The sequence below is a fragment of the Paenibacillus glycinis genome, assembly GCF_009909185.1.
Taxonomy (GTDB): domain Bacteria; phylum Bacillota; class Bacilli; order Paenibacillales; family Paenibacillaceae; genus Paenibacillus_Z; species Paenibacillus_Z glycinis.
Genome location: NZ_JAAAMV010000007.1, coordinates 1 through 22,368, shown reverse-complemented (window position 1 = coordinate 22,368; position 22,368 = coordinate 1). Strand labels below are relative to the sequence as shown.

Annotated in this window: 15 protein-coding genes; 14 read left to right on the top strand and 1 reads right to left on the bottom strand. The window is 59.9% G+C overall.

Features of this window, described 5'->3' with window-relative positions:
- Positions 1 to 17: 17 nt before the first annotated feature.
- From GT019_RS11340 to GT019_RS11310, 7 genes are all read left to right on the top strand, one after another.
- Entirely contained in the window at positions 18 to 1,118 is a 1,101-nt protein-coding gene (locus GT019_RS11340) for an ABC transporter ATP-binding protein (RefSeq protein ID WP_161743267.1), read from the top strand.
- Positions 1,115 to 1,963, top strand: coding sequence for an ABC transporter permease (locus GT019_RS11335; RefSeq protein ID WP_161743266.1), 849 nt, complete (start codon positions 1,115 to 1,117; stop codon positions 1,961 to 1,963). The genes GT019_RS11340 and GT019_RS11335 overlap by 4 nt, the downstream gene beginning before the upstream one ends.
- A 6-nt stretch (positions 1,964 to 1,969) precedes the next feature.
- Positions 1,970 to 2,797, top strand: coding sequence for an ABC transporter permease (locus GT019_RS11330; RefSeq protein WP_161743265.1), 828 nt, complete (start codon positions 1,970 to 1,972; stop codon positions 2,795 to 2,797).
- The gene (locus GT019_RS11325) at positions 2,794 to 3,867 is read left to right on the top strand and encodes an ABC transporter substrate-binding protein (protein ID WP_161743264.1); all 1,074 of its coding nucleotides are present in this window, start codon (positions 2,794 to 2,796) and stop codon (positions 3,865 to 3,867) included. Before GT019_RS11330 ends, GT019_RS11325 begins: the two co-directional genes overlap by 4 nt.
- Positions 3,868 to 4,061: 194 nt before the next feature.
- A complete protein-coding gene (locus GT019_RS11320; RefSeq protein ID WP_161743263.1) occupies positions 4,062 to 4,532 on the top strand; it encodes an acyl-CoA thioesterase in 471 nt (156 codons plus the stop codon).
- Between the two features lie 7 nt (positions 4,533 to 4,539).
- Positions 4,540 to 5,778, top strand: a complete 1,239-nt coding sequence (gene fabF / locus GT019_RS11315; protein ID WP_161743262.1) for a beta-ketoacyl-ACP synthase II — start codon at positions 4,540 to 4,542, stop codon at positions 5,776 to 5,778.
- Between the two features lie 122 nt (positions 5,779 to 5,900).
- Positions 5,901 to 7,571: a class I adenylate-forming enzyme family protein gene (locus GT019_RS11310; protein WP_235947742.1), complete on the top strand. Its 1,671-nt coding sequence runs from the start codon at positions 5,901 to 5,903 to the stop codon at positions 7,569 to 7,571.
- A gap of 170 nt (positions 7,572 to 7,741) precedes the next feature.
- On the opposite strand, the gene GT019_RS11305 is transcribed toward GT019_RS11310, so the two are convergent.
- Positions 7,742 to 9,715, bottom strand: a complete 1,974-nt coding sequence (locus GT019_RS11305) for an alpha-amylase family protein (RefSeq protein WP_161743261.1) — start codon at positions 9,713 to 9,715, stop codon at positions 7,742 to 7,744.
- Between the two features lie 182 nt (positions 9,716 to 9,897).
- On the opposite strand from GT019_RS11305, the gene GT019_RS11300 reads away from it, so the two are divergent.
- The 7 genes from GT019_RS11300 to GT019_RS11270 all read left to right on the top strand — a co-directional run.
- Positions 9,898 to 10,767 (top strand): helix-turn-helix transcriptional regulator, encoded by an 870-nt coding sequence (locus GT019_RS11300; protein ID WP_161743260.1) that lies wholly within the window; start codon positions 9,898 to 9,900, stop codon positions 10,765 to 10,767.
- 110 nt (positions 10,768 to 10,877) lie between these two features.
- Positions 10,878 to 11,717 carry an SDR family oxidoreductase gene (locus tag GT019_RS11295; protein ID WP_161743259.1) on the top strand — a complete coding sequence of 280 codons (840 nt, stop codon included), beginning with the start codon at positions 10,878 to 10,880 and terminating at the stop codon, positions 11,715 to 11,717.
- Between the two features lie 316 nt (positions 11,718 to 12,033).
- Entirely contained in the window at positions 12,034 to 13,521 is a 1,488-nt protein-coding gene (locus GT019_RS11290) for an alpha-N-arabinofuranosidase (RefSeq protein WP_161743258.1), read from the top strand.
- A 6-nt stretch (positions 13,522 to 13,527) separates the two neighbouring features.
- On the top strand, positions 13,528 to 13,806 hold the full coding sequence (locus GT019_RS11285) for a DUF6171 family protein (RefSeq protein ID WP_161743257.1): 279 nt from the start codon (positions 13,528 to 13,530) through the stop codon (positions 13,804 to 13,806).
- 405 nt (positions 13,807 to 14,211) lie between these two features.
- The gene (locus GT019_RS11280; protein ID WP_201755350.1) at positions 14,212 to 15,210 is read left to right on the top strand and encodes an acrylyl-CoA reductase family protein; all 999 of its coding nucleotides are present in this window, start codon (positions 14,212 to 14,214) and stop codon (positions 15,208 to 15,210) included.
- A 188-nt stretch (positions 15,211 to 15,398) separates the two neighbouring features.
- Positions 15,399 to 16,256 (top strand): protein phosphatase 2C domain-containing protein, encoded by an 858-nt coding sequence (locus GT019_RS11275; protein WP_161743255.1) that lies wholly within the window; start codon positions 15,399 to 15,401, stop codon positions 16,254 to 16,256.
- 815 nt (positions 16,257 to 17,071) lie between these two features.
- Positions 17,072 to 22,368 (top strand): lamin tail domain-containing protein (locus tag GT019_RS11270; protein ID WP_161743254.1); only part of this gene is annotated, 5,297 nt, incomplete at its 3' end.

Sequence of the window (22,368 nt, the reverse complement as noted above, 5' to 3'; positions counted from 1 at the left end):
GCAAGGAGGTCTTATTCATGGAGGGACAGGCAAGCCTCGGAACGATCATTTCTTTCCGCGGCGTCACCAAGCAGTACGAGGGCGACGAAGCCGTGCTGAAGAACGTCAGCTTCGAGATCGAGCGCGGCAAGTTCTATACGCTGCTCGGGCCTTCGGGCTGCGGCAAGACGACGATTCTGCGCCTGATCGCCGGCTTCGCGGAGCCGACGAAGGGCGAGATTTATTTCAACGGCAAGGTCATCAACCACGTGCCCGCCAACAAACGGCAGGTCAATACGGTATTTCAAGACTATGCCCTATTCCCGCATCTGAACGTGTTCGAGAACGTCGCCTTCGGCCTGCGGATCAAGAAGTTCAAGCAGGCGGACATCAAGGAGAAAGTCCTCGAAGCGCTGCGTTTCGTCAACCTCGCCGGCTACGAGAACCGGGAGATCGGCGAAATGTCCGGCGGCCAACGGCAGCGCGTCGCGATCGCGCGGGCGATCGTCAACCGTCCCGAGATCATTCTGCTGGACGAGCCGCTGTCGGCGCTCGACCTGAAGCTCCGCACCGAGATGCAGGTGGAGCTGCGCGAGCTGCAGCGCCGTCTCGGCATCACGTTCATCTTCGTCACGCACGACCAGGAGGAAGCGCTCGCGATGTCGGACGAGATCTTCGTCCTGAACGAAGGCAGGATCCAGCAAAGCGGCACGCCGACCGACATTTACGACGAGCCGATCAACCGGTTCGTGGCCGATTTTATCGGGGAATCCAACATCGTGGCCGGCCGGATGACCAAGGACTTCCTCGTGGAGTTTGCCGGCAAGGCGTTCGATTGCGTCGACCGGGGGCTGCAGCCGAACGAGCCGGTCGACATCGTCATCCGTCCAGAGGATCTGGAGATCACGCGTCCCGGCGAAGGCAAGCTGGAGGTACGGGTCGAGACGCAGCTGTTCCGCGGCGTGCACTACGAGATTCAGTGCGCGGACGAGGCCGGCAACCGCTGGCTCGTTCATTCCACCCGGAAGGCGGAAGTCGGCGAGCCGATCGGCCTGACGTTCGACTCCGAGGCGATCCACGTCATGCGCTATAACGAGACGGAGGAAGAATTCGACAAACGGCTGGAGGCGTATACATGAGTCAAGCCGTATCGGAAGCGCCGGCGCAGGGCCAGGGCCGCGCGCTGTCCCGCTCGCGCAACTTCTATCTCGTGCCGTACCTGCTCTGGATGCTGCTGTTCGTCTTCGCGCCGATCGTCTTGATCGTTTACGATTCGCTATTCGACGTGGAGGGGGCCTTCACGTTCTCGAACTATGCCCATTTCTTCACGCCCGTCTACATGAAGATGACGTTCAGCTCGTTCTGGTACGCCTTCCTCATCACGGCGTTCTCGCTGCTCGTCGGTTATCCCGCGGCATACCTGCTCACCAAGACGAAGCATAAGCAGCTGTGGCTGCTGCTGATTATCCTGCCGAGCTGGATCAACCTGCTGCTGAAGACGTACGCCTTCATCGGCTTGTTCGGCACATACGGCGCGGCGAATGCTCTCCTGCAGGCGATCGGCATCGGCCGGCAGCAGATCCTGTTCACGGATTTCAGCTTCGTGTTCGTATCGGTCTATATCTTCATCCCGTTCATGATCCTGCCGATCTTCAATGCGCTCGAAGAGCTGAACCCGTCGCTGCTGGACGCCTCGCGCGATCTCGGCGCCTCGACATGGACATCGTTCCGGCGCGTCGTCTTCCCGCTCACGCTGAACGGCGTGAAGTCCGGCTGCCAGGCGGTGTTCATCCCGGCGCTGTCGCTCTTCATGATCACCCGGCTCATCGCCGGCAGCCGCATCATTACGCTCGGCACGGCGATCGAGCAGCATTTTCTCGTGACGCAGGATTGGGGCATGGGCGCGACGATTGCGGTGTTCCTCATCATCGCGATGGTCATCATCATGGTGCTGACCGGCTCGCGCGGCAGGACAAGGAGGTGACGGAGCATGAATAGGAAATTCAAAGCATCGCATCTATACCTGTGGCTCGTGTTCGTCGTCTTGTACGCGCCGATTCTGTACCTGGCGTACTATTCCTTCAACAGCGGGGAGACGATGCACGGCTTCGAGGGCTTTACGTGGCATTGGTACGGGGAAGTGTTCGCGGATACGCGGCTCTTGATCATCGTGCTGAACACGGTCGTGATCGCGCTCTTCTCCTCCGCCATCTCGACGATTCTCGGCGTCATCGGCGCCATCGCGATCCACCGGACGCGCAGGCTGCGGCGCCAGAACGCGCTGCTGTCGCTCAACAACGTGCTGATCGTCAGCCCGGACGTCATCATCGGCGCGTCGTTCCTGATCTTCTTCACGATGCTCGGCATCAAGCTGGGTTTTGCGTCCGTGCTCATCTCGCATATCGCGTTCAGCGTGCCGATCGTCGTCATCATGGTGCTCCCGCGGCTGAAGGAGATGAGCCCGACGCTGCTGGATGCCGCGCGCGACCTCGGGGCGACGGAATGGAACGTGCTGACGAAGGTCGTGCTGCCCGTCATCAAGTCCGGCATCTTCGCTGGCTTCTTCATGGCGCTGACGTATTCGCTCGACGATTTCGCGGTGACGTTCTTCGTGACGGGGAACGGATTCACGACCTTGTCGGTCGAAATCTATTCCCGCGCTAGACAGGGCGTATCGCTGTCGATCAATGCGCTGTCGACGCTGATCTTCCTGTTCACGATGCTGCTGGTCGTCGGCTACTATTTCCTCAGCCGCCGCGGGCAGCGCGCGAACGCGGGCCGAAGCCGCGGCGCGGAATGGGGGCTGCCGAACAAATGAACCAGTTGCTGCGCATGCTCGTGCTCGTGCTGATATTGGGGTTTGCCCTGATGTACGGCGCTTCCGCGCTGAACTCGTCCGAGGGCTACTCCGGGGCGAACACGCTGACGATCTACAATTGGGGCGATTATATCGACCCCGACTTGGTGACGGAATTCGAGCGGGAATCCGGCATCAAAGTGATCTATCAAACCTTCGATTCCAACGAAGCCATGATGACCAAAATCGAACAGGGCGGCACCACCTTCGACATCAGCGTCCCGTCCGAGTACGCCATCAGCAAGATGAAGGAAGAGAAGCTGCTGCTGCCGATCGACAAATCGAAGCTGCCGAATCTCAAGTACGTCAACCCGAGGTTCATGAACCTCTCGTTCGATCCGGACAACGAATACTCCATCCCTTATTTCTGGGGGACGGTGGGCATCATCTACAACGCGGACATGCTGGGCGGCCGGACGTTCAAGAGCTGGAACGACCTGTGGGATCCGAGCCTGCGCAACCAGATCCTGCTCGTGGACGGCGCGCGCGAGGTCATCGGATTCGGGCTGAACAGCCTGCATTACTCGCTCAACGACACGAACGAAGCGCATCTGCAGCAGGCGAAAGCGAAGCTGAACGAGTTGACGCCGAACGTGAAGGCGATCGTCGGCGACGAGATCAAGATGCTGCTCGCGAACGAGGAAGCCGCGGTCGGCGTCGTCTGGTCGGGGGATGCTTCCGAGATCATGGACGCCAACGACAAGCTCGACTATGTCGTGCCGGAAGAGGGCTCCAACCTCTGGTTCGACAACATGGTCATTCCGAAGACGGCCCGCAATATCGATGGCGCGCACGAGTTCATCAATTTCATGCTGGATCCGAAGCACGCCGCGCAAAACGCCGAATACGTCGGGTATTCCACGCCGAACGAGAAGGCCATGGATTATTTGCCGGCGGATATCTCGGGCGACAAGCGGTTCTACCCCGATCCGGAGCTGACGTCGAAGCTGGAGGTTTACCGTAATCTGGGCAAGAAGATGCTGGCGCATTATAACGAGCTGTTCCTGGAATTCAAAATGCATCGTAAATAAAGTAAGTAACTTTAAAAAAATCAAAATGCAAGCAGGAGTTTCTACCTATGCTTGCGAAATAGGTAAATACGGACATATAAAGCGCAGACTGCGCTTTTTTGTCGTCTGCCGGCATGGCTCTATGCGCGCTAGGATGCGCGTTATATGGGAATGCTGGTAATCAATTGCTTGTTGCCAGGAAAGGAGTGAAAGGGATGAACGACATTCGTCCCGATTTCGTGATGGAGATGACGGTGACGTGGGGGGACTGCGACGCAGCCGGAATTTCCTATTACGCCCGAACGTTCGACTGGTTCACGAATGCCCGCATGCAGCTGCTCGCTGCGCACGGTTTTCCATATATGGACGCTTTTCACCGCGAGGGCATCTCCATGGTCTGCTTGACGGCGGACTGCAAATATAAGAAAACGCTGCGGCCCGAGGAGAAGATCGCGGTGCACGCGTCCTTGACCGAGCTTTCGCGGGCGCGGCTGACGTTCCATTACCGCGTGATGAAGCTCGACGGGCAGCTCGCGGCGGAGGGCAGCACCACGCACGCGTATCTGGACAACGACGGGAACCCGTTCAACTTGAAGAAACGGCATCCGCGGCTGTGGGGACGGCTGACCGCCAATTGGTCGGCCCTCACGGACGAAGAGACCCGCCTGACGGACAAGGGACGGTGAGCCTAACATGAACCAGGAACGAATCGTCGTCACCGGCATGGGCGCCGTCACTCCGGTCGGCATCGGCGTAGACGCGTATTGGAACAACCTGAAGGCAGGCGCGAGCGGGATTCGCGCGATCGGCCGGTTCGATCCGGAGCTGCTTCCGGTCAAGATCGCGGCAGAGGTCAGTCCGTTCGACCCGAACGATTATTTGCCGCGCAAGCTGGCGCTGCAAACCGATATTTTCATGCAATTCGCGCTGATCGCCGCCGAAGAGGCGCTGGCCGAGAGCCGCATCCAGGCAAAGCCCGAACGGATCGGCATCGTGCTCGGCACCGCGCTTGCGGGCATTTCCACGGCGACGGAGGCGCAGGCGCAGGTTACCGCGAGCGGCAGCTACCGGGTAAGCCCGCATCTGGTGACCAAGATGCTCGGGAATATCGCGGCGGCGCATATCGGAATCGCGCATGATTTCAGAGGACCGGGCTATACGCTCAACACGGCCTGTTCCTCCGGAGCGGATGCCGTCGGATTGGCGTCGATGCTGCTGAAGTCGGGACAAGCCGATACGGTGGTGGCCGTCGGGGCGGAGTCGATCCTGTGCGCGCTGATGGATGCGGGCTTGGCTGCGTCGCGCGCGCTGTCGACCCGCAACGAGGACCCGGCCCGGGCGAGCCGGCCGTTCGACCTGAACCGGGACGGCTTCGTCATGGGCGAAGGCGGCGGGGCCGTCGTGCTGGAGACGCTGGACCATGCGCTGCGAAGAGGCGCGGACGTCAAGGCGGAGCTGCTGGGCTATGCCAACACGACGGATGCCTACCATGTCACGTCGTCCGAGCCGAACGGGCGCGGCGAGATCGACTGCATGTGGCTAGCGCTCGAGCGGGCGGGACTGGCTCCCGCGGACATCGATTACGTCAACGCGCACGGCACGTCCACCCCGCTTGGGGACCGGATCGAGACGATCGCGCTCAAGGCCGTGTTCGGCGAGCGGGCAGGAGGCGTGCCGGTCAGCTCGATCAAGGGCGCGACGGGCCACCTGATGGGCGCCGGCGGCGTGACGGAGCTGATCGCCTGCATCCAGGCCATCCGCGAAGGCGTGCTTCCGCCGACGCTCAATTACGAAACCGCCGATCCGGACTGCGATTTGGATGTCGTGCCGAACGCGGCGCGGAAGGCTCGCGTGAAGCGGGCAATGTCCAATTCCTTCGGGTTCGGCGGGCAGAACGCCTCGCTGATCGTCGGGGCGTACGAAGGGCAATAAGAAGGGCAATAAGCGATCGCGATCCATTTCGCGACGAGCGGTCTCGCGGTCAATCTTGCACGCGATCGATCGCGCATTCAATCAATCGTACGGGCAAACGTACAATCGAAAGGGTGGATCACATGGAACGCATGGAAGAAGCGTTAACCTACGATGTCGGGATGTTCAAGGAAACGTTCGAGTATTCCTTTACGTATCTGAACGGATTTATGCGCAATACCCACCGGTTCGCGAATCGGCCGGCGCTCACCTGTCCGCTGCGAAACATAACGTGGACGTACGCGGAGCTGAACCGCGAGGCGAACCGCTTCGCCCACGCGCTGCTGGCGGACGGCGTCGGCCGCGGCGACGCGGTCATGTACCAGCTGCTGAATTCGGCGGAGTTCGTGTTCAGCTTCCTCGCGCCGCAGAAGATCGGCGCCATCAATTGCCCGATCAATTTCCGCCTCTCGCCCGGCGAGACGGCTTTCATAATCGACGACAGCAAGCCGGCGGCATTCGTCTACGACAGCGAGTTCCGGGAGACGGCGCTGTTGGCGCTCGCCATGGCCGAGCATCGCCCGGCGCGGGTGATCATGGTCGACTTTACCGGCCAGAACGAAGCGCCGGAAGGGCATGTGGCGTATGCGGATTATGTCCGCGGCCGCTCCGAGGACAACCCGGTCATCGCGCCCAAGCACATCTACGAGGAAAACACGCGGCTCTATACGTCCGGAACGACGGGGCAGCCGAAGGGCGTGCCGCTCAATAACGTGAACGACGTGCTGTCGGCGCATGACGTCGCCATGCATTTTCCGCTCACGCCGCAGGACAAGACGATGAACATGAGCCCGTGGTTCCACCGCGGCGGCCTGCATTCCGGCGGCCCGAACCCGACCCTGTTCGTGGGCGGAGAGGTCGTCGTCATGCGTCACTTCAATCCGAAAACGACGCTCGAGTACGTCGAGAAATACGGGCTGACGTTCGTCATCGGCGCGCCGCCGATGCTCAAGATGCTGTACCAGCAGCAGCTGAAGCATCCGGCCGACCTGAGCGGGCTGAAGGGCATCGTAACGATGGGGGCGCCGCTGGAGAAGGAGGACTGCATCCGGTACCAAGAAACGCTGACGCCGAATATTTTCAACGGGTACGGGACGACGGAAGCGTTCTGGAACACGTTCCTGCGGCCGTTCGATCTGCCGGAGATGGCCGGAACCGCGGGCCGTTCCTGCACGGACGACGACGTGGCCGTGGTGAAGATCTATCCCGACCGCAAAGCCGAGCCGGATGATGTCGTCGCGCACGACGGCCATGAAGTCGGCGAAATCATCGTCCGGTCGCCGGGCAAAACCGCGTATACCTACGTCAACAAACCGGAAGAGAGCGGGAAGGTCTTCTATAAGGGCTGGATCTACATCGGCGACATGGGCACGTGGGACGAGAACGAGTACGTCACGGTCGTCGGCCGCAAGAACGACATGATTCTCTCCTCGGGCGAGAACATTCATCCCGTTCAGGTCGAGGAAATCCTCAATCAGCACCCGAAAGTCAAGGAAGCGGTCGTGGTCGGCGTGCCCGACGAGCTGCGCGGGGAATCCGCCGTGGCCTATATCATCAAGTCGGATCCGTCGCTGACGGCCAAGGAGCTCGGCAAGTACTGCAGCGAGCATCTGATGCTGGCCAACTACAAGCGGCCGCGGTTCTATCGCTTCATCGACGAATTGCCGTATACGGCGACGGGCAAGAAGAAGCATTTCGAGGTCAGGGCGATGGCGATCGAGGACCAGAAGCAAGGGTTGTTCGAGCGGGTATAGGAACGGCGGGCGGCGTTTTTTGACGCCAAGTCCGGCGATGGACTGAATTATAACTTCCTGGCTGCATTCGCCGACGTCAAGTCCGGGGATTGCTGGAATCATAGCAACATGGTGAAAAAAGAGGTGCCACGCAGCCGGTTCGACGGCTCGCGGGGCGCCTCTCTTCAGGTTCAGAACTGCAGCACGACCATGGCGTGGCAGGTGAATTCCGGCACGGTGTAGCGCACCGCGCCGTCCGTTTGCTCGAACGGCAGCGCTTCGCCCGAAGGCGCGAGCGTGACGCTCTGCACGGGCCGATCCGTGCGGACGCTCACGGCGGTGTCATAGATCGGCGTCAAGTCCTCGATGATCTGGATGTTCTCGCCGCGCGTGACCGGGGCCGCGTACAGCAGATGCTGCACCCAGCGGTGCTGATCCGGCTGCTTCTGCAGCGTGACGATGCCCTTCGCCGGCAGCGAGGTCGTCAGCGTCTTCTCCGGCAGCAGCCGGTTCAGCGCGTGGACGACGGTTTCCTTCAGCGCCAGGCTGCCCTTGGTCGCGTAGTCCTCGAAAACGTTCCAAGCGATGTAGATGCCGTCTTCGCCCTCCGTCATGCCGGGTCCGGCCGCTTGTCCGGTGCTCGGCGTATGCTGGTGCGAGCAGAAGGCGAACGCGTCGCGGTTGAAGTACGATTCTTCCCGGGCACCGAGCGGCTTGCCGCCGTCCGCAAGCGCGATCTCGTAAGCGTCGGCATACATGACGTAGGAGGCCGCGGGCAGTCCGGCGACGGGGAAGTCCGGCCGGAAATAGCTCGGCTTGATCGGCGACCGGCCGACGAACGAGGCGCCGAGCTTCCAAGCGAATCCGCCGCCGTCCGCCTTGAGCCCGGATTCGCCGGAGGCGAGCAGCTTGCCGCCGCCCTCCAGGAAGCGGTCGATCTTGGCCTGCAGGCTGGCGCCGATCGGCGCATGATCCGGCAAGATCAATACTTTGTACGCGCCGTAGTCCGCTTCGAGGTCGACGACGTCGAACAGAAACTTGCCTTCGAGCAGCATGCGGACGGCACCGGTATCGGATTTGCCCCGCAGGTTGCCATGATCCTCGTCCTGCCCGGGATGCAGCGCCTCGATCGTCAGCAGGGCGATATCCGCCGCCGCCGTGACGCCGCGGCACCAAGGCTCCTTCGCTGCCACTTCGCCGTAGGCCGCGCCGATCAGGGCATACGTCGCTTCGTCCATCAGGCCCTCGGGATGCAGCTGGTCGCCGATGGAGCAGCGCGCGCCGTTCGCGATGCCGAGCGCCGTCTCGTAGCGCAGCGCGTTCGGATGCTTGAAGCCGCCGAATTCGCCCCACGACGTGTGGAACTTGCCCGTCATGCCGAGGTAGTTCATCCCGAGCGTCTGCGCGTAGCGGGCCGACAACGGGAAATGATCGTAGCCCCAGCCGCCCGTCGGCAGCGATTCCAGCTCCAGATGCGTGTTGTAATGCGCCAGGTCGCGCCGGCCGCGGCGGATATGCCCGCCGTTATGGAAGACCGGCAGTCCCGGCTTATGCTTGTGCACCGCTTCGTTGGTCCGCGCGGCATAGTTCGCGTAGGTCCGCTCCCACAGCGCGAGCATCGCCTCGTCGTCCCGGGGATCGCCGCCTTCGGCGCGAATGGAGGCTACGCACGTTTGGCAGTAGCAAGGAACCACGCCGACGATGTCGAGGAAGATCCCGTCGACGTCGTAATTCCGGACGACCTCTTCGATCTGCGCGACCAGCACGTCGAGGTACGGCGTGTTCATGCAGAGCCGGTGATAGCCCGGGGTCATGAAGTCCTTCGCCCACGTCGTGGCTTCGTTCTTGGCGCGGATCAGCCATTCCGGGCGGCGGCGGGTAATCTTCTCGTCGAGCCCCGCGGAGAGGTAGACGGGCGTATTGACGCCGATCTCGTGCGCGGCTTCGATCATGCCGCCGAGCAGGTCGAACGTCAGCCCGGGATGGATCTCGTTCGCTTCGGACGGGTGGTACGCCCAGCCGTGGTGGCATTTGGAGAACACGGTAATGGAATCGACATGGCCTTTGCGGAGCATGTCTTGGAACTGCTCCTTCGCGAACCGGCTGCCGATCCGGCCGATCGCTTCGGACGTATGGAAATCCAGATGAACCTGACGAAAACGCATCGTTAACATCCTCCCGCCTTGGATAAGGTCTCGTCTCTAATGTAAGGGATATCATGACGGAGGAACAGCGCCGTTTTCTGCCCAAATAAGCACGATTTCGACTAGTTGAACGAACGGCAATGGCGTATAATACAGGATGAAAACCAGCATCGGCTGCGATCGCGACCGGAAGGAGGAAGAGCATGGATTGTCTGGAATTGCGCATACCGCCGCTGCCCCAGCTGCTGATGATCGGGCAGGCCTTATGGCCGCAGGGCATGCAGCATTACAAGCGTTCGTTCAGCCTGTACGATATGCTGTACGTGACGGCCGGGCGTTTCTACATGACGGAGGACGATCGGGCGTACGAGCTGGAGCGCGGCGATCTGCTCATCCTGGAGCCGGGCAAGACGCATTTCGGGCATCGTCCGGTGACGGAGCCGACGGAGCTGTATTGGGTACATTTCCGCCATCCGCATCCGCCGACGGCGAAGGCGCAGGAAGACATCCTGTGGTCGACGCCGCTCGGCAAACGGACCGACAAGGACCTGACGCCCGTGGATCAATACATGTACCTGCCGAAGCATGCCCGCATCGAGCCCGCGCTGCTCGTTCCGCTGCTGGCCGAGATGGCGGAGCTTCACGAGGCGCTGACGCTGCGCAATTCGCTGCGGCTTAACGTGCTGACCGGGGAGCTGTTCGAGCGGCTGCAGGGGACGATCAGCGGCAGCCTGAACAGCCGGTCGTACCAAATCTCGGAGCGCGTCGCGCAGTATCTGAAGACGCATCTGCTGGAGCCCTTCGACGCCGAGGCGATGGCGGGGGCGCTGCATTACCACTTCGATTACCTCTCCCGCTGCCTGAAGAAGCACACCGGGATGAGTCCTCTCCAGTACGTGCATCACCTGCAGATGAACCGCGCGGTCGCGCTGCTTCTGACGACGGACCTGTCCGTCCAGGAGATAGGCGAGCAGACCGGGCAGCCGAACGGAAATTATTTCATCCGCCTGTTCCGCAAGCATATGGGGATGGCGCCGGGGACGTACCGGGCGATGCATCAGCCGCAGGTTTAGGCAAGCGGCCCTTCTGCGGACGCGAGATAACGGGTTCGCGCGCAGGTCTCCGTTCGTCCGATTTAGGGAACGATTATGCTGCGTATACCAATCAGAAGGAGAGAGATGACATGAGCAAAATCATCGCGATCACCGGAGCTTCCTCCGGCATCGGACTGGCGTCGGCGCTCAAGCTGGCGGAGAACGGCTGGATCGTGTACGCGGGCACGCGGCACGCGGAGCGGGACCAAGCCGCGCACGAAGGAAAGGCCAATCTGCGTTTCATCGAGATGGAGGTCACCGACCCAGCTTCGCTCGAGGCGGCTTTCCGGCAGATCGAAGAGACGCATGGAGTGCTCGACGCCCTGTTCTGCAATGCGGGCTTCGGCTACCTCAGAGCGCTCGGACAGGCGGAGAACGCCGACATCCAGCGCGTGTTCGATACGAATGTCTACGGCGTCATGCATGCGATCCGCGCCGCCTTGCCGCTGCTGCGCAAAGCCGACCCGGGTTACATCATCGCGACCTCCAGCGTCGGCGGATTGGTCGGGCAGCCGTTCAACGAGATCTACTGCGCGAGCAAGTTCGCGGTGGAAGGGTTGATCGAAAGCTTGGCGACCTATTACAAGCCGACGTTCAATATCGACTTGACGCTGCTCGAGCCCGGCGCCATCGCGACGAATTTCACGAACACGGTGCTTGGGCACGTGCAGCAGACGGGCGGAATCCTGGACGACGAATACAAGCCGATGATTTCGCGTTATCTCGAATCGTTTCAAGCCCGCAACAGCGTTCCCCAAACCGCCGAATCGGTCGCCGACGTCGTCTGGGAGCTGCTGCGGCTGGAGACGAAGCCGCTGCGCGTCCGCACGTCGGAAGCCGCGGAAGCCTTCAGCAAATTCAAGGTCGAGCAGGATCCTACGGGACTCGAGGGGCTGCTGAATACCCGAAAGCTGCATTTGCGGCTGTAACCGTTCGCGCGGGCGGGCAGCCGTCATGGCCGGACCTGCGGCGCCGCTCCTTGGAGCGGCGTTTTTTCGTGCCGCGGACGACGCGCGGAACGCGGCCATCGTATTGCGTCCCGGGCGCGGCGCCGGGAGAAGGATGGGGAAATGCGCGTCGGCGGGCGCATGGATCGTACCGGGGGATAACGCGAACGGACGACGATGAAGAAATTGGGCGCGAGGCATTGAAAAATAGCCCGTCATCGGGTTTAATAGAAAAGTGAGTTGTTATTATGTTTATTGATTAACAAAAACATTAATTCAATGGAGGTTGACCGCACGCATGGCTAACCGCGCCGTCATTAACGCCGATCGTTCGATCGGACGCATCGACCGCAACATTTACGGACATTTCGCCGAGCATCTGGGACGCTGCATCTACGAAGGCATTTGGGTCGGGGAAGATTCGGACATTCCGAACACGCAAGGCATTCGCAACGATGTCCTGCAAGCGCTTCAAGGGCTGAACATTCCCGTGCTGCGCTGGCCGGGCGGCTGCTTCGCCGACGAATACCATTGGAAGGACGGCATCGGGCCGCGCGAGACGCGGAAGCGGATGATCAACACCCATTGGGGCGGCGTCGTCGAGAACAATCACTTCGGCACGCACGAGTTCCTGCTGCTGTGCGAGCTGCTCGGCTGCGAGCCGTATATCAACGGCAACGTCGGCAGCGGCACGGTTCAGGAGATGCAGGAATGGGTCGAATACATGACGTTCGACGGGGAATCCCCCATGGCTGCCCTGCGCGCGGCCGGCGGGCGGGAGAAGCCGTGGAAGGTGAGCTATTTCGGCGTCGGCAACGAGAACTGGGGCTGCGGCGGCAACATGCGGCCGGAATATTACGCCGACGAATACCGGCGCTACCAGACGTATGTCCGCAACTACGGCGACAATAAGATTTTCCGGATCGCCTGCGGGGCGAGCGATTTTAACTACGACTGGACGGAGGTGCTCATGCGCGAGGCCGCCAAGCATATGGACGGGCTGACGCTGCATTATTATACGATCCCGTTGGAATGGTCGGCGAAGGGCTCGGCGACGGACTTCGACGCGAAGGTCTGGTTCGAGACGCTGCGCAAGGCGCTCGTGATGGACGACCTCGTCGCGAAGCACAAGACGATCATGGACAAATACGATCCCGCGAAACGCATCAGCTTGATCGTCGACGAGTGGGGCACGTGGTACGACGTCGAGCCGGGTACGAACCCGGGCTTCCTCTTCCAGCAGAACACGATGCGCGACGCGCTGGTCGCCGCGGCGACGCTGCATATCTTCCACAAGCACAGCGACCGCGTCCGGATGGCGAACATCGCCCAGACGGTGAACGTGCTGCAGGCCGTCGTGCTGACGGAAGGCGGCAAAATGACGCTCACGCCGACGTATCACGTGTTCGAGATGTTCAAGGTGCATCACGACGCGGAGCTGCTGGACCTGGCTTTCGAAGCGGCGCCGTATACGGTCGACGGCATCTCGATTCCGCAGACGAGCGTGTCGGCCTCGCGGGCCAAGGACGGCAGCCTCCATATCAGTCTCTGCAATCTGAGCCACGACCAGGAAGCGACCTTGTCGTTCGAGCTTCGCGGCTTGGCGGCGGACGCGGCGCCGATCAGGGGCACGCTGCTGCAAGGCGATGCCTTGAGCGCGCACAACACGGTCGATCAGCCGGACCGGGTACGGACGGTGCCGTTCGACGGCGCGGTGCGCCAGGAAGACGGCACGATTCAGGCGACGCTGCCGGCCGCGTCCGTGGCCGTCCTGCGCATCGGGTAAGGGCGGATGCAGGCTGCTCATCCCGGGAAGGGCGATCCCTGCAAAGGGTGCAGCGCGTCCGTGCATGTCGCGGATGCCCAGATCGAACGCGTGCTGGCCAAGCTTTCGCTGCATGCGGACGACTGCGTCGGCGATGACCGGTACGCGGCCAGGCTGGCGGAGTGCGGGACCTGCCCGTCGCTCCAGTACGGCACGACCTGCGCGCACTGCGGCTGCTTCGTTCGCGTCCGCGCCAAGCTGGCGGCGAAGAGCTGTCCGCAGCCCGGCGGTTCCCGCTGGGCGTAAGCGATAGGAAGCGGAAAAGGGAGCGAGGCTGTTGCGGCACCGTCTATGACGATGCTGGGGCAGCCTCGTTTTGGTTGCGTCTTGCATGACGCGGTCGCGAAAAAAAACAAAGGGGCCGATGCGGCCGACTCCATAGTTGCCGAGCATCGATAACAAACTCGATCCACGCCCTGCGGCCGGTGCTTCCGGTGGCGTTTCGGCGCCGATTTGCGTCATGCCTCAAGAGGCACGACGGTGCATCGGACGCCATGCGCCGTGCGCGATGCCTCTGCACGCGATGCCGCCGCATGCGTCGTCCGGCATTTTGCATTGCGCCTGCGAAGCGGTATGCTAAAGGCATGACCGCTCGTCGTTAAGCAATCGGACAACAGGCGGAACCAGTCTTCTAGTGAGAGGGGAATGACCATGGATTCATTTCGGGCACTCGTGGTCGATAAACAAAGCGATGCGTTCGATGTCGGCATTCGCGAGCTGCGCATGGAGGACTTGCCCGAGGGCGACGTTACGATTCGCGTCGCGTACTCGAGCATTAATTATAAGGACGGGATGGCGGCAACGCCGGGCGGACGGGTCGTGCGCGCCTATCCGATCGTACCGGGCATCGATCTGGCCGGCACCGTCGTCGCCTCGTCGAACGCGCGCTGGCGCGAGGGTGACGAGATCATCGCGACCGGCTACGAGCTCGGCACCGCCCGCTTCGGCGGCTACAGCGAATACGCCCGGGTTCCCGGCGATTGGCTCGTAGCCCGGCCCCCGGGGTTGACGCTGCGCGAGGCGATGATCGCCGGCACCGCGGGGTTCACGGCGGCGCTGTCCATGCAGCGGCTCGAAGCGAACGGACTGAAGAACGCTGCCGGTCCGGTGCTCGTGCTCGGCGCGACCGGCGGGGTCGGGAGCCATGCCGTGGCCATGCTCGCCCGCGCGGGCTACGAGGTTACCGCCAGCACGGGCAAGGCGTCCGAGCACGACTATCTCCGCGGGCTCGGCGCGCGACATATTATCGGCCGCGAAGCGTTGATGCCGCCGGAAGGCGACCGCAAGCCGCTGCGCTCGGAGCAATGGGCCGCGGCGATCGATCCCGTAGGCGGCGCTTCGCTTCCGTACGTGCTCAGCACGGTCCGCTACGGCGGTTCCGTCGCGCTGAGCGGCTTGACGGGCGGCGGGGAATTTCCGGCGACGGTGTACCCGTTCATTTTGCGCGGCGTCAATCTGCTGGGGATCGACTCCGTGAGCTGCCCCGCGCACTTGCGCGCGCTGCTGTGGTCCCGCATCGGCGGGGAGTGGAAGCCGGAACGGCTCGAGGACATGGTGGCCGGCGAAGTCGCGCTTGACGAGCTGCCGGAGGCGCTGCCGGCTATTTTGAAGGGCGGCGTGCGGGGCAGAACGATCGTGAAGGTTTCCTGACGCGACGCTCGGTGCCTCGTGCATGCAGGCATGCGATTGCAAGATTCCCCGGCGGCGCGAGCTGCCGGGGTATTTGATTTGCAAGTGATCGGCCGATTGCGGGTTGCCTTCTGTCCGAGTTCTGGCATAAGCTTGAACCAGAGAACGCGGTTGGAAACGACCTGCGTGGGCAGGAGGGAACGCTATTCATGAAACTCAACGTTCGTACGCAACAAGGCGTCGGCGCGTGGAACGAGGACGCCGTCGTCTGCGAGGAAAGTCTCGGGTTATTCGGCGTCCTTGACGGGGCGACGTCGCTCGCGCCGTACCGCGGGCCGGGCGGGGAAACGGGGGGCTATCTGGCGGCGCAAGAAGCCGCTGCCGCCTGCATCCGCGAAGGACATGCCGGGACGGGCTTGCCGGAGATCATGACGCAAGCGAACGCGCGGCTTCGCGCGGCGATGGGCGAGGCCGGCATCTCGCCGGATATCCCGGAAGCGCTGTGGAGCGCCTGCGCGGTGCTGGTCCGCGTCGGCTCGAAGTGGATCGAATACGCGCAGCTCGGCGATTGCATGCTGGCCGTCTATTATGCCGACGGCACGATTCGCATCGCGACGCACGATCAACTGGCGCATGTGGACGACCGGACGAAGGCGGCATGGCAGGAAGGCGTCGCTGCCGGCTTGACCAGCTCCGCGGAGCTTTGGGCGCATGCGAGGAGCCAGATCGTCGCCGGTCGGGCGCTTGCCAATCGGACAGGGGGATACGGCGTATTGAACGGCGATGACGCCTGCGCGGACTTCGTGGAATACGGCAGGATCAGCGTTTCGAACGTGGTCTCGCTGCTGCTTTTCTCGGACGGGCTCTACATGCCGAAGCCGCCGGGCGAATCCGATAGGGACAGCGCCGTCCAGATCGCGTCGCTCGTCAGGGAGATGGGCTTGCCGCGCTATATGGCGTGGCTGACGGAGCTGGAAGAGACGGATCCGGACTGCACGCGTTACCCGCGCGTCAAGAAGTCCGACGATAAGACGGCGATTTGGATCGAGCTGGAGCCGTCTCGTTAATGGTCTACCAGTATCCGGCGGCGCAGCGTCCTGTTGCCAACGTCTGATTTGCGTATGCGACAGCTTCATTAATAGGAACTTGTTCAGAAGGCTAACGTCTTGCCGAAATTCGGCAGGGGGTTGGCCTTCTTCTATTTTAGCGTTCTCGATCTAGGTCACTGACATAGAAAACGCCATTCGTTCATGAGTTTACGTCATCTATACATGGGCATGATCTGCCGCATACAAAACCGGATTACTATTGTGATTATGTGTTTATGCGACAATATTCTACATTATTCGCTAGTCGCAACGACAAAAGTACAACATGGAGAACGGGGCGTGTATGTCTGTTGAGTAAGAAGAAGTTTGGCAAGCCGGTCCTCGGCGCGTTGACGACCGCGAGTCTATTGTTAGGGCTCGCAACCCCCTATGGCGCAGGAATCGCCAGAGCGGACGGGGAGTTTGATTTCACGAAGGTGCCGAAGCTGTTGATTACGGAGCTGGTGCCGGATAGTTCGAACGTTCCTGGTGCAACGCCAGCTACGGATGCCTATGAATTTATTGAAGTTTATAACAATTCCAATGTACCTGTTACTTTTTTTGATAATTACAGCATTGATTATCATTATTTGAATGGTAGCAATGCGGATGTCGATGCGACTTGGGGGCTTGCGAACTCCTTAGATAATCCGATTATCCCGGCAAAGGGATCTATCGTCTTCTGGGTTATGAATACTAAAAATACGGATATGACTGTTGAGCAGTTCAACACGAATTATGGTACATCTCTCAAGGAAGGCACCGATCTGTTCCGCTTGTCGGGAGGTGACGGTATGCATAATAGCCAGCCCCGTGACCTGATCATCAAGGATAAGAGCGGCAACGTCATCGTTTCGGCTTCTTACCAGAACGACGACCAGACGCAGAAGGACAAGGGCATCTTCTATGCTTACCCAACCGACGGCAGCACTAAGATGACCATGGTGACGGATGGCGAGTATGCGACAGGTGTACACGCCGCTACCCCGGGCACGGCGGAAAGCGTCCTCGTACCGACGCAGACCCCGGACGACGGCAATCAAGAACCGCAGCTGCCGCAAACGCCGATCACGATCGCGCATACGCCGGTAACGGACGCGATCGACGACAGCGACTTGGAGCTGATGACGGAGATTTCCCCGAACGGCGCCGATGCGGCGAAAGTCGGCGCGACGGTCTACTACAAACTGAACTCGGAGACGACGTATACGGCGCTGCCGATGACGAAGAACGAGGACCGCTCGACGTCGGACGAGCTCGCGTTCGAAGCGGCGATTCCGAAGGAAAAGTTGACCGAGAGCAAGCTGCAGTATTACATAGAGGCGACCGACGGCATGGGTTCCAAGGACACGGAAGTGTACACGGTGAACGTCCGCGCGAGCATGAACTACAACTACGTGCCGGCACTGCTCGTCACGGAGCTGAATCCCAATTCGGCGAACGTCAAAGGAGCAGACGCCAAGGATTACGACGCTTACGAGTTCATTGAGGTGTACAACAACTCCAATCGTACGCTTAATTTGAAAGACTATCCGCTGATGTACCGCTACACGAATCAAACACCGAATACGGAGAAGAAGTGGGATACAGGCGACGTTATCATTCCGTCCCAGCAATCGGTCGTGCTTTGGATTGCCAACGCCGGGTCGAAAACATTAACCGAACAGAATTTTAACGACCACTTCGGTACAAACCTGAAGCTTGGCGAGAACCTGTTTAAAATCGAGAACGACGGCATGGCGAACGGCGGCGCGAGAAGCATCGTGTTCCGCAATGCCGCGAACCAAGAAATCGTATCCGCCCACTATGAAGGCCAAGTGAGCAACGTCAAAGACAAGCCAATCTTGTACAATTACCCGGACGACGGCACGACGGCTATGCTGTTTGGTTCGGCAGGCTCAGCCGCCGCAACGCCGGGCACGGTCAGCCCGACCCAAGTGCCGAAGCAACCCGTTTCCCTCCCAGAAGAAGGCACGAACGAAGCACCGGTCATTACCCATACGCCGGTCACGCATGCAGAAACGAACGTTAACCTGCAGATAACCGCGGACATTACGAACAAAGAAAGCGACAACGGCATTTTTGATCCCGTGAATGCGATGGTTTATTATAAAACGCAGTCGCAGACGACGTTCTCGTCCATGCCGATGACGGTGACTTCCGGTCATACGTACTTGGCGGACATTCCGCGCGGCGAATTGAAGGAAGCGAAGTTCGACTATTACATTGAAGTGAAGGACACCAAAAACACGGTCAAAACGGATACCTATACCGTCGACGTGAACGTGCCGGATTACGATCCGCAGAAGGTGCCGCCGCTTCTGGTCACCGAACTTATGCCGAACAGTTCGAACGTTATCGCCGGCGGCGGCGATACGTATGAATACATCGAACTTTACAACAACTCCGACAAAACGATCGACTTAAAGGATTACAAAATATACTACCGCTACACGGATTCCGGTCCCGATGCCGACATCGTATGGCCGACGGATAACGAGAGCATGATGATCGACCCCGGCAAGACGCTCGTGTTCTGGATCATCAACAGCACGAACACGACAAGCACGGTAGCGGATTTCAACCAGTTCTATCATACTAATTTGGTCGAGAACCAGGACATTTACAAAATGTATTCCGCCGGCATGTCCAATTCGGGTAAACGGGGAGTCGTCATCGGTACCAACACGCATGTCGATTTGTCGGCAGCCTATTATAACGGGGACTTGAAAGACGAAACGAAGACCGACAAACCTATCGTTTACGGCTACCCGACCAACGGCAGCACGACGATGATCAAGCTGAGCGCCGGCACGGAAACCCCGACGCCGGGCAGCGTGGCGAATGCTCAAGTTCCCGCGGTACCGGTAACGACAGCGGACGATCAAGCCGCGCCTAGAGTGAACGATTTGACGGACGTGACGAGCCTCGACCAGTCCAAGGACCTGGCGATCGAGGTAGACGCGCAGGATGAACTAAGCGTCAAGACCGTCCAACTGTTCTATAAAACGAACAAGGACGCTGGTTATACGAGCCGCTACCTGTATCGCGATACCGACGCGCTGTACCATTTCAAGCTCTATTCGCCGGAATTGATCGGGAAGACGGCGATTCAATACTATTTCCAAGTGTCCGACGGCACGCACGTCGTGAAGACGGATTCGACCACCGTCGCGATTACCGGAGGCCCGGACCGTTCCGAGCTTCGCCTGAACGTGAAGGACGGCGACATTTTCGGCGGCACGAAGGTCATCAAAGGAACGGCGGAACAAGCCGGACCGGATACGCTGCAGCTCAGCGTGGACGGAACGCCGCAGACAGATGGCACGTACCATGCGCTCGAGAAGGATCCTTCCTTCGCCTTCGATGCGAATTCGGTCAATTATTACTTCAAGAACGGCGTAACGATAGGCAAAGAAATTCTGTACACCTTCATGGATCCGATCAATTCCTACCAAACCCTTTCCGTGCCGATCGATGCGAAGCGTTTGAAGGAAGGCGCTAACGTGATCTCGATCCGGGCGGGCACGAAGTCTTCGCCGTTCGACGACCGTCCCGAAGAAAATAAAGATGATTTCTCGGTCAAAAACGTGCGTCTCGTACTGGCCGACGGTACCGTCATTTACGATCCGAAATACGCGAATCCTGCGACGGTGCTTGCAATGGGCGACAGCGCAGGAAAAAATCCGGTCATTGATTTCAATCTTCCGATCGCGGCAAGCGATCTGAAATCGCAGGCTTACGATTTGGATACGACCAAATTAGCGGACGGCGCGCATACCGTAACTGTCGAGAACGCCGCTCACGAGCAAGTGAAAGCCGACATCAAGATCGATAATACGGCCCCGGTCGTGGTGCCGAACATGGAGAACGATCAAACCTACCGCGGCGAAATTACGATCAATGCGGAAATCTCGGATGCCGTAGCCGGCATGAAGACATCTTCCGCCGCGCTGGACGGCAAAGAAATCTCGCTGCCGTACGCGACGTCCTCCTCGAAGCTCAGCCCTGGCGCGCATACGCTGGTAATCAAGGCGGAGGATACGGTCGGCAACGTAACGGAGAAGACGGTCACCTTCGACGTGCCGGACGAGAACCCGCTCAAGCCCGAGCTGATCTCGCCGACGAACGAGCAGACCGGCGCCGCTCCGGATTTATCCGTCAAGGTTCAAGACCCGACGGACGATGCGATGAACGTCGATTTTTTCAAAGGTTATTTATTCGACAGCAATCACCGTACCGGCTTCTCGGCCTTTAAGAACGCCTCGGACGTCGAGCCGCCGAAGATGCTGAAGCCTGATGGAGAAGTCGCGTTCACGGATGAGGATTACAACCTCGTGAGCGCCGCGGACGGTCAGTATCTGAGCAACGATTCCGACGAGAAATTCCCGTATCACCGTTTCGAGGTGAACCTGGATTCTTCGGTCATGGCCGATGACAGCGTGGAAATCGATTGGAAGGGCAAATCGCTTGAAGGCCGTCAAGTAAGCCTGTACGCTTGGAGCCCTACAGCTAACAATTGGAAGAAGCTTGACGAGAAGGTAGCGGGCAACGATGAGTTTTCCCTGTCCGCGGAAGTGAAAGCAGGCGACTTTGCCGTTGACGGCACGATTCACGTCATCGTGCAGGATGAGCTGCCGGTCAAGGATGATCCGTACGATTTCAGCTTCGTGTGGATGTCCGACACCCAGTACTACTCCGAGAGCTATCCGGAGATTTACGAGGGCAACGTGCAGTGGATCGTCGACCACAAGGACGACATGAACATCAAGTACGTCATTCATACAGGCGATATCGTCGATGAGGCGGACAAGGAATACCAGTGGCAAGAAGCCGACAAGGACATGAAGGTCCTCGAGGATGCGAACGTGCCTTACGGCGTGCTTGCGGGCAACCATGACGTATCCCATCAATTCGCCGACTACACGAAATTCTATCAATACTTTGGCGAGGACCGTTTCAAGAAGCAGCCGACCTACGGCGGTTCCTACGAGAACAACCGCGGCCATTACGATCTGGTATCGGCTGGCGGCAATGATTTCATCATCATTTATATGGGTTGGGATATCCGCGACCAAGACATCCAATGGATGGACGACGTGGTGAAAGCCTACCCGGACCGCAAAGCGATTCTCGATTTCCATGAGTATCTGCTCGTATCCGACAATCGCGCGCCGATCTCGGAGAAGATCCACGAGCGCGTCGTCGTGCCGAACAAGAACGTCATCGCGGTGCTTTGCGGACACTACCACGATGCCGAGAAACTGGAAGACGAGATCGACGACAACGGAGACGGCTTACCGGATCGCAAGGTCTATCAATTGCTGGCCGACTACCAAGGCGCGGAGAAAGGCGGGCTCGGATACATCCGTCTGCTCCAGTTCGACACGAAGAACAACCAGATTCATGTGAAGACATACTCGCCGTACCTGGACGATTACAACTACTATGATCCGACCACGTATCCGGGCAAGGACGAGTTCGACTTGGATGTTGATCTGCAGCCGATGCATAAGCAGGTCGCAACGGATTACTTCGGCGTGAAAGTGTACACCGACGAATTAATCGGCAAGCAGGAAAACGTAGCAAGCGGCTCTTCGGCGTCGGCGAAGTGGAGCGGCTTGACGCAAGGGAACTATTATCAATGGTATGCCGTAGCCGAGGATGCATTCAGCGGCTATACCCGTTCCGATATTTGGGGCTTCACGGCAGGCAGCGGCGGAACCGACGCGACGGCTCCGACATGGACCGAAGGCAGCTTGACCGCATCGGACATCGGCAAGACAACGCTGAAGCTGACCTGGACGGGGGCTTCGGACAATGTCGGCGTCACGCAGTACAAGGTGTACAAAGATAACGTCGAGCTGGCGACCGTAACGGGTACGAGCTATGACGTAAGCGGATTGACGGCGAACACGTCGTACACGTTCAAGGTCGAAGCGGGAGATGCGTCCGGCAATTGGAGCACGAGCGGACCTTCGGCAACGGAGAAGACGTCTGCGGACACCAACGAAGACGCGACGGCTCCGACATGGACCGAAGGCAGCTTGACCGCATCGGACATCGGCAAGACATCGCTGAAGCTGACCTG

What these genes read in the sequence shown, in the direction of transcription:
- GT019_RS11340 (WP_161743267.1), top strand. Translation starts at nt 18, where the DNA reads ATGGAGGGACAGGCAAGCCTCGGAACGATCATTTCTTTCCGCGGCGTC.
- GT019_RS11335 (WP_161743266.1), top strand. Translation starts at nt 1,115, where the DNA reads ATGAGTCAAGCCGTATCGGAAGCGCCGGCGCAGGGCCAGGGCCGCGCG.
- GT019_RS11330 (WP_161743265.1), top strand. Translation starts at nt 1,970, where the DNA reads ATGAATAGGAAATTCAAAGCATCGCATCTATACCTGTGGCTCGTGTTC.
- GT019_RS11325 (WP_161743264.1), top strand. Translation starts at nt 2,794, where the DNA reads ATGAACCAGTTGCTGCGCATGCTCGTGCTCGTGCTGATATTGGGGTTT.
- GT019_RS11320 (WP_161743263.1), top strand. Translation starts at nt 4,062, where the DNA reads ATGAACGACATTCGTCCCGATTTCGTGATGGAGATGACGGTGACGTGG.
- fabF (WP_161743262.1), top strand. Translation starts at nt 4,540, where the DNA reads ATGAACCAGGAACGAATCGTCGTCACCGGCATGGGCGCCGTCACTCCG.
- GT019_RS11310 (WP_235947742.1), top strand. Translation starts at nt 5,901, where the DNA reads ATGGAACGCATGGAAGAAGCGTTAACCTACGATGTCGGGATGTTCAAG.
- GT019_RS11305 (WP_161743261.1), bottom strand. Translation starts at nt 9,715, where the DNA reads ATGCGTTTTCGTCAGGTTCATCTGGATTTCCATACGTCCGAAGCGATC.
- GT019_RS11300 (WP_161743260.1), top strand. Translation starts at nt 9,898, where the DNA reads ATGGATTGTCTGGAATTGCGCATACCGCCGCTGCCCCAGCTGCTGATG.
- GT019_RS11295 (WP_161743259.1), top strand. Translation starts at nt 10,878, where the DNA reads ATGAGCAAAATCATCGCGATCACCGGAGCTTCCTCCGGCATCGGACTG.
- GT019_RS11290 (WP_161743258.1), top strand. Translation starts at nt 12,034, where the DNA reads ATGGCTAACCGCGCCGTCATTAACGCCGATCGTTCGATCGGACGCATC.
- GT019_RS11285 (WP_161743257.1), top strand. Translation starts at nt 13,528, where the DNA reads ATGCAGGCTGCTCATCCCGGGAAGGGCGATCCCTGCAAAGGGTGCAGC.
- GT019_RS11280 (WP_201755350.1), top strand. Translation starts at nt 14,212, where the DNA reads ATGGATTCATTTCGGGCACTCGTGGTCGATAAACAAAGCGATGCGTTC.
- GT019_RS11275 (WP_161743255.1), top strand. Translation starts at nt 15,399, where the DNA reads ATGAAACTCAACGTTCGTACGCAACAAGGCGTCGGCGCGTGGAACGAG.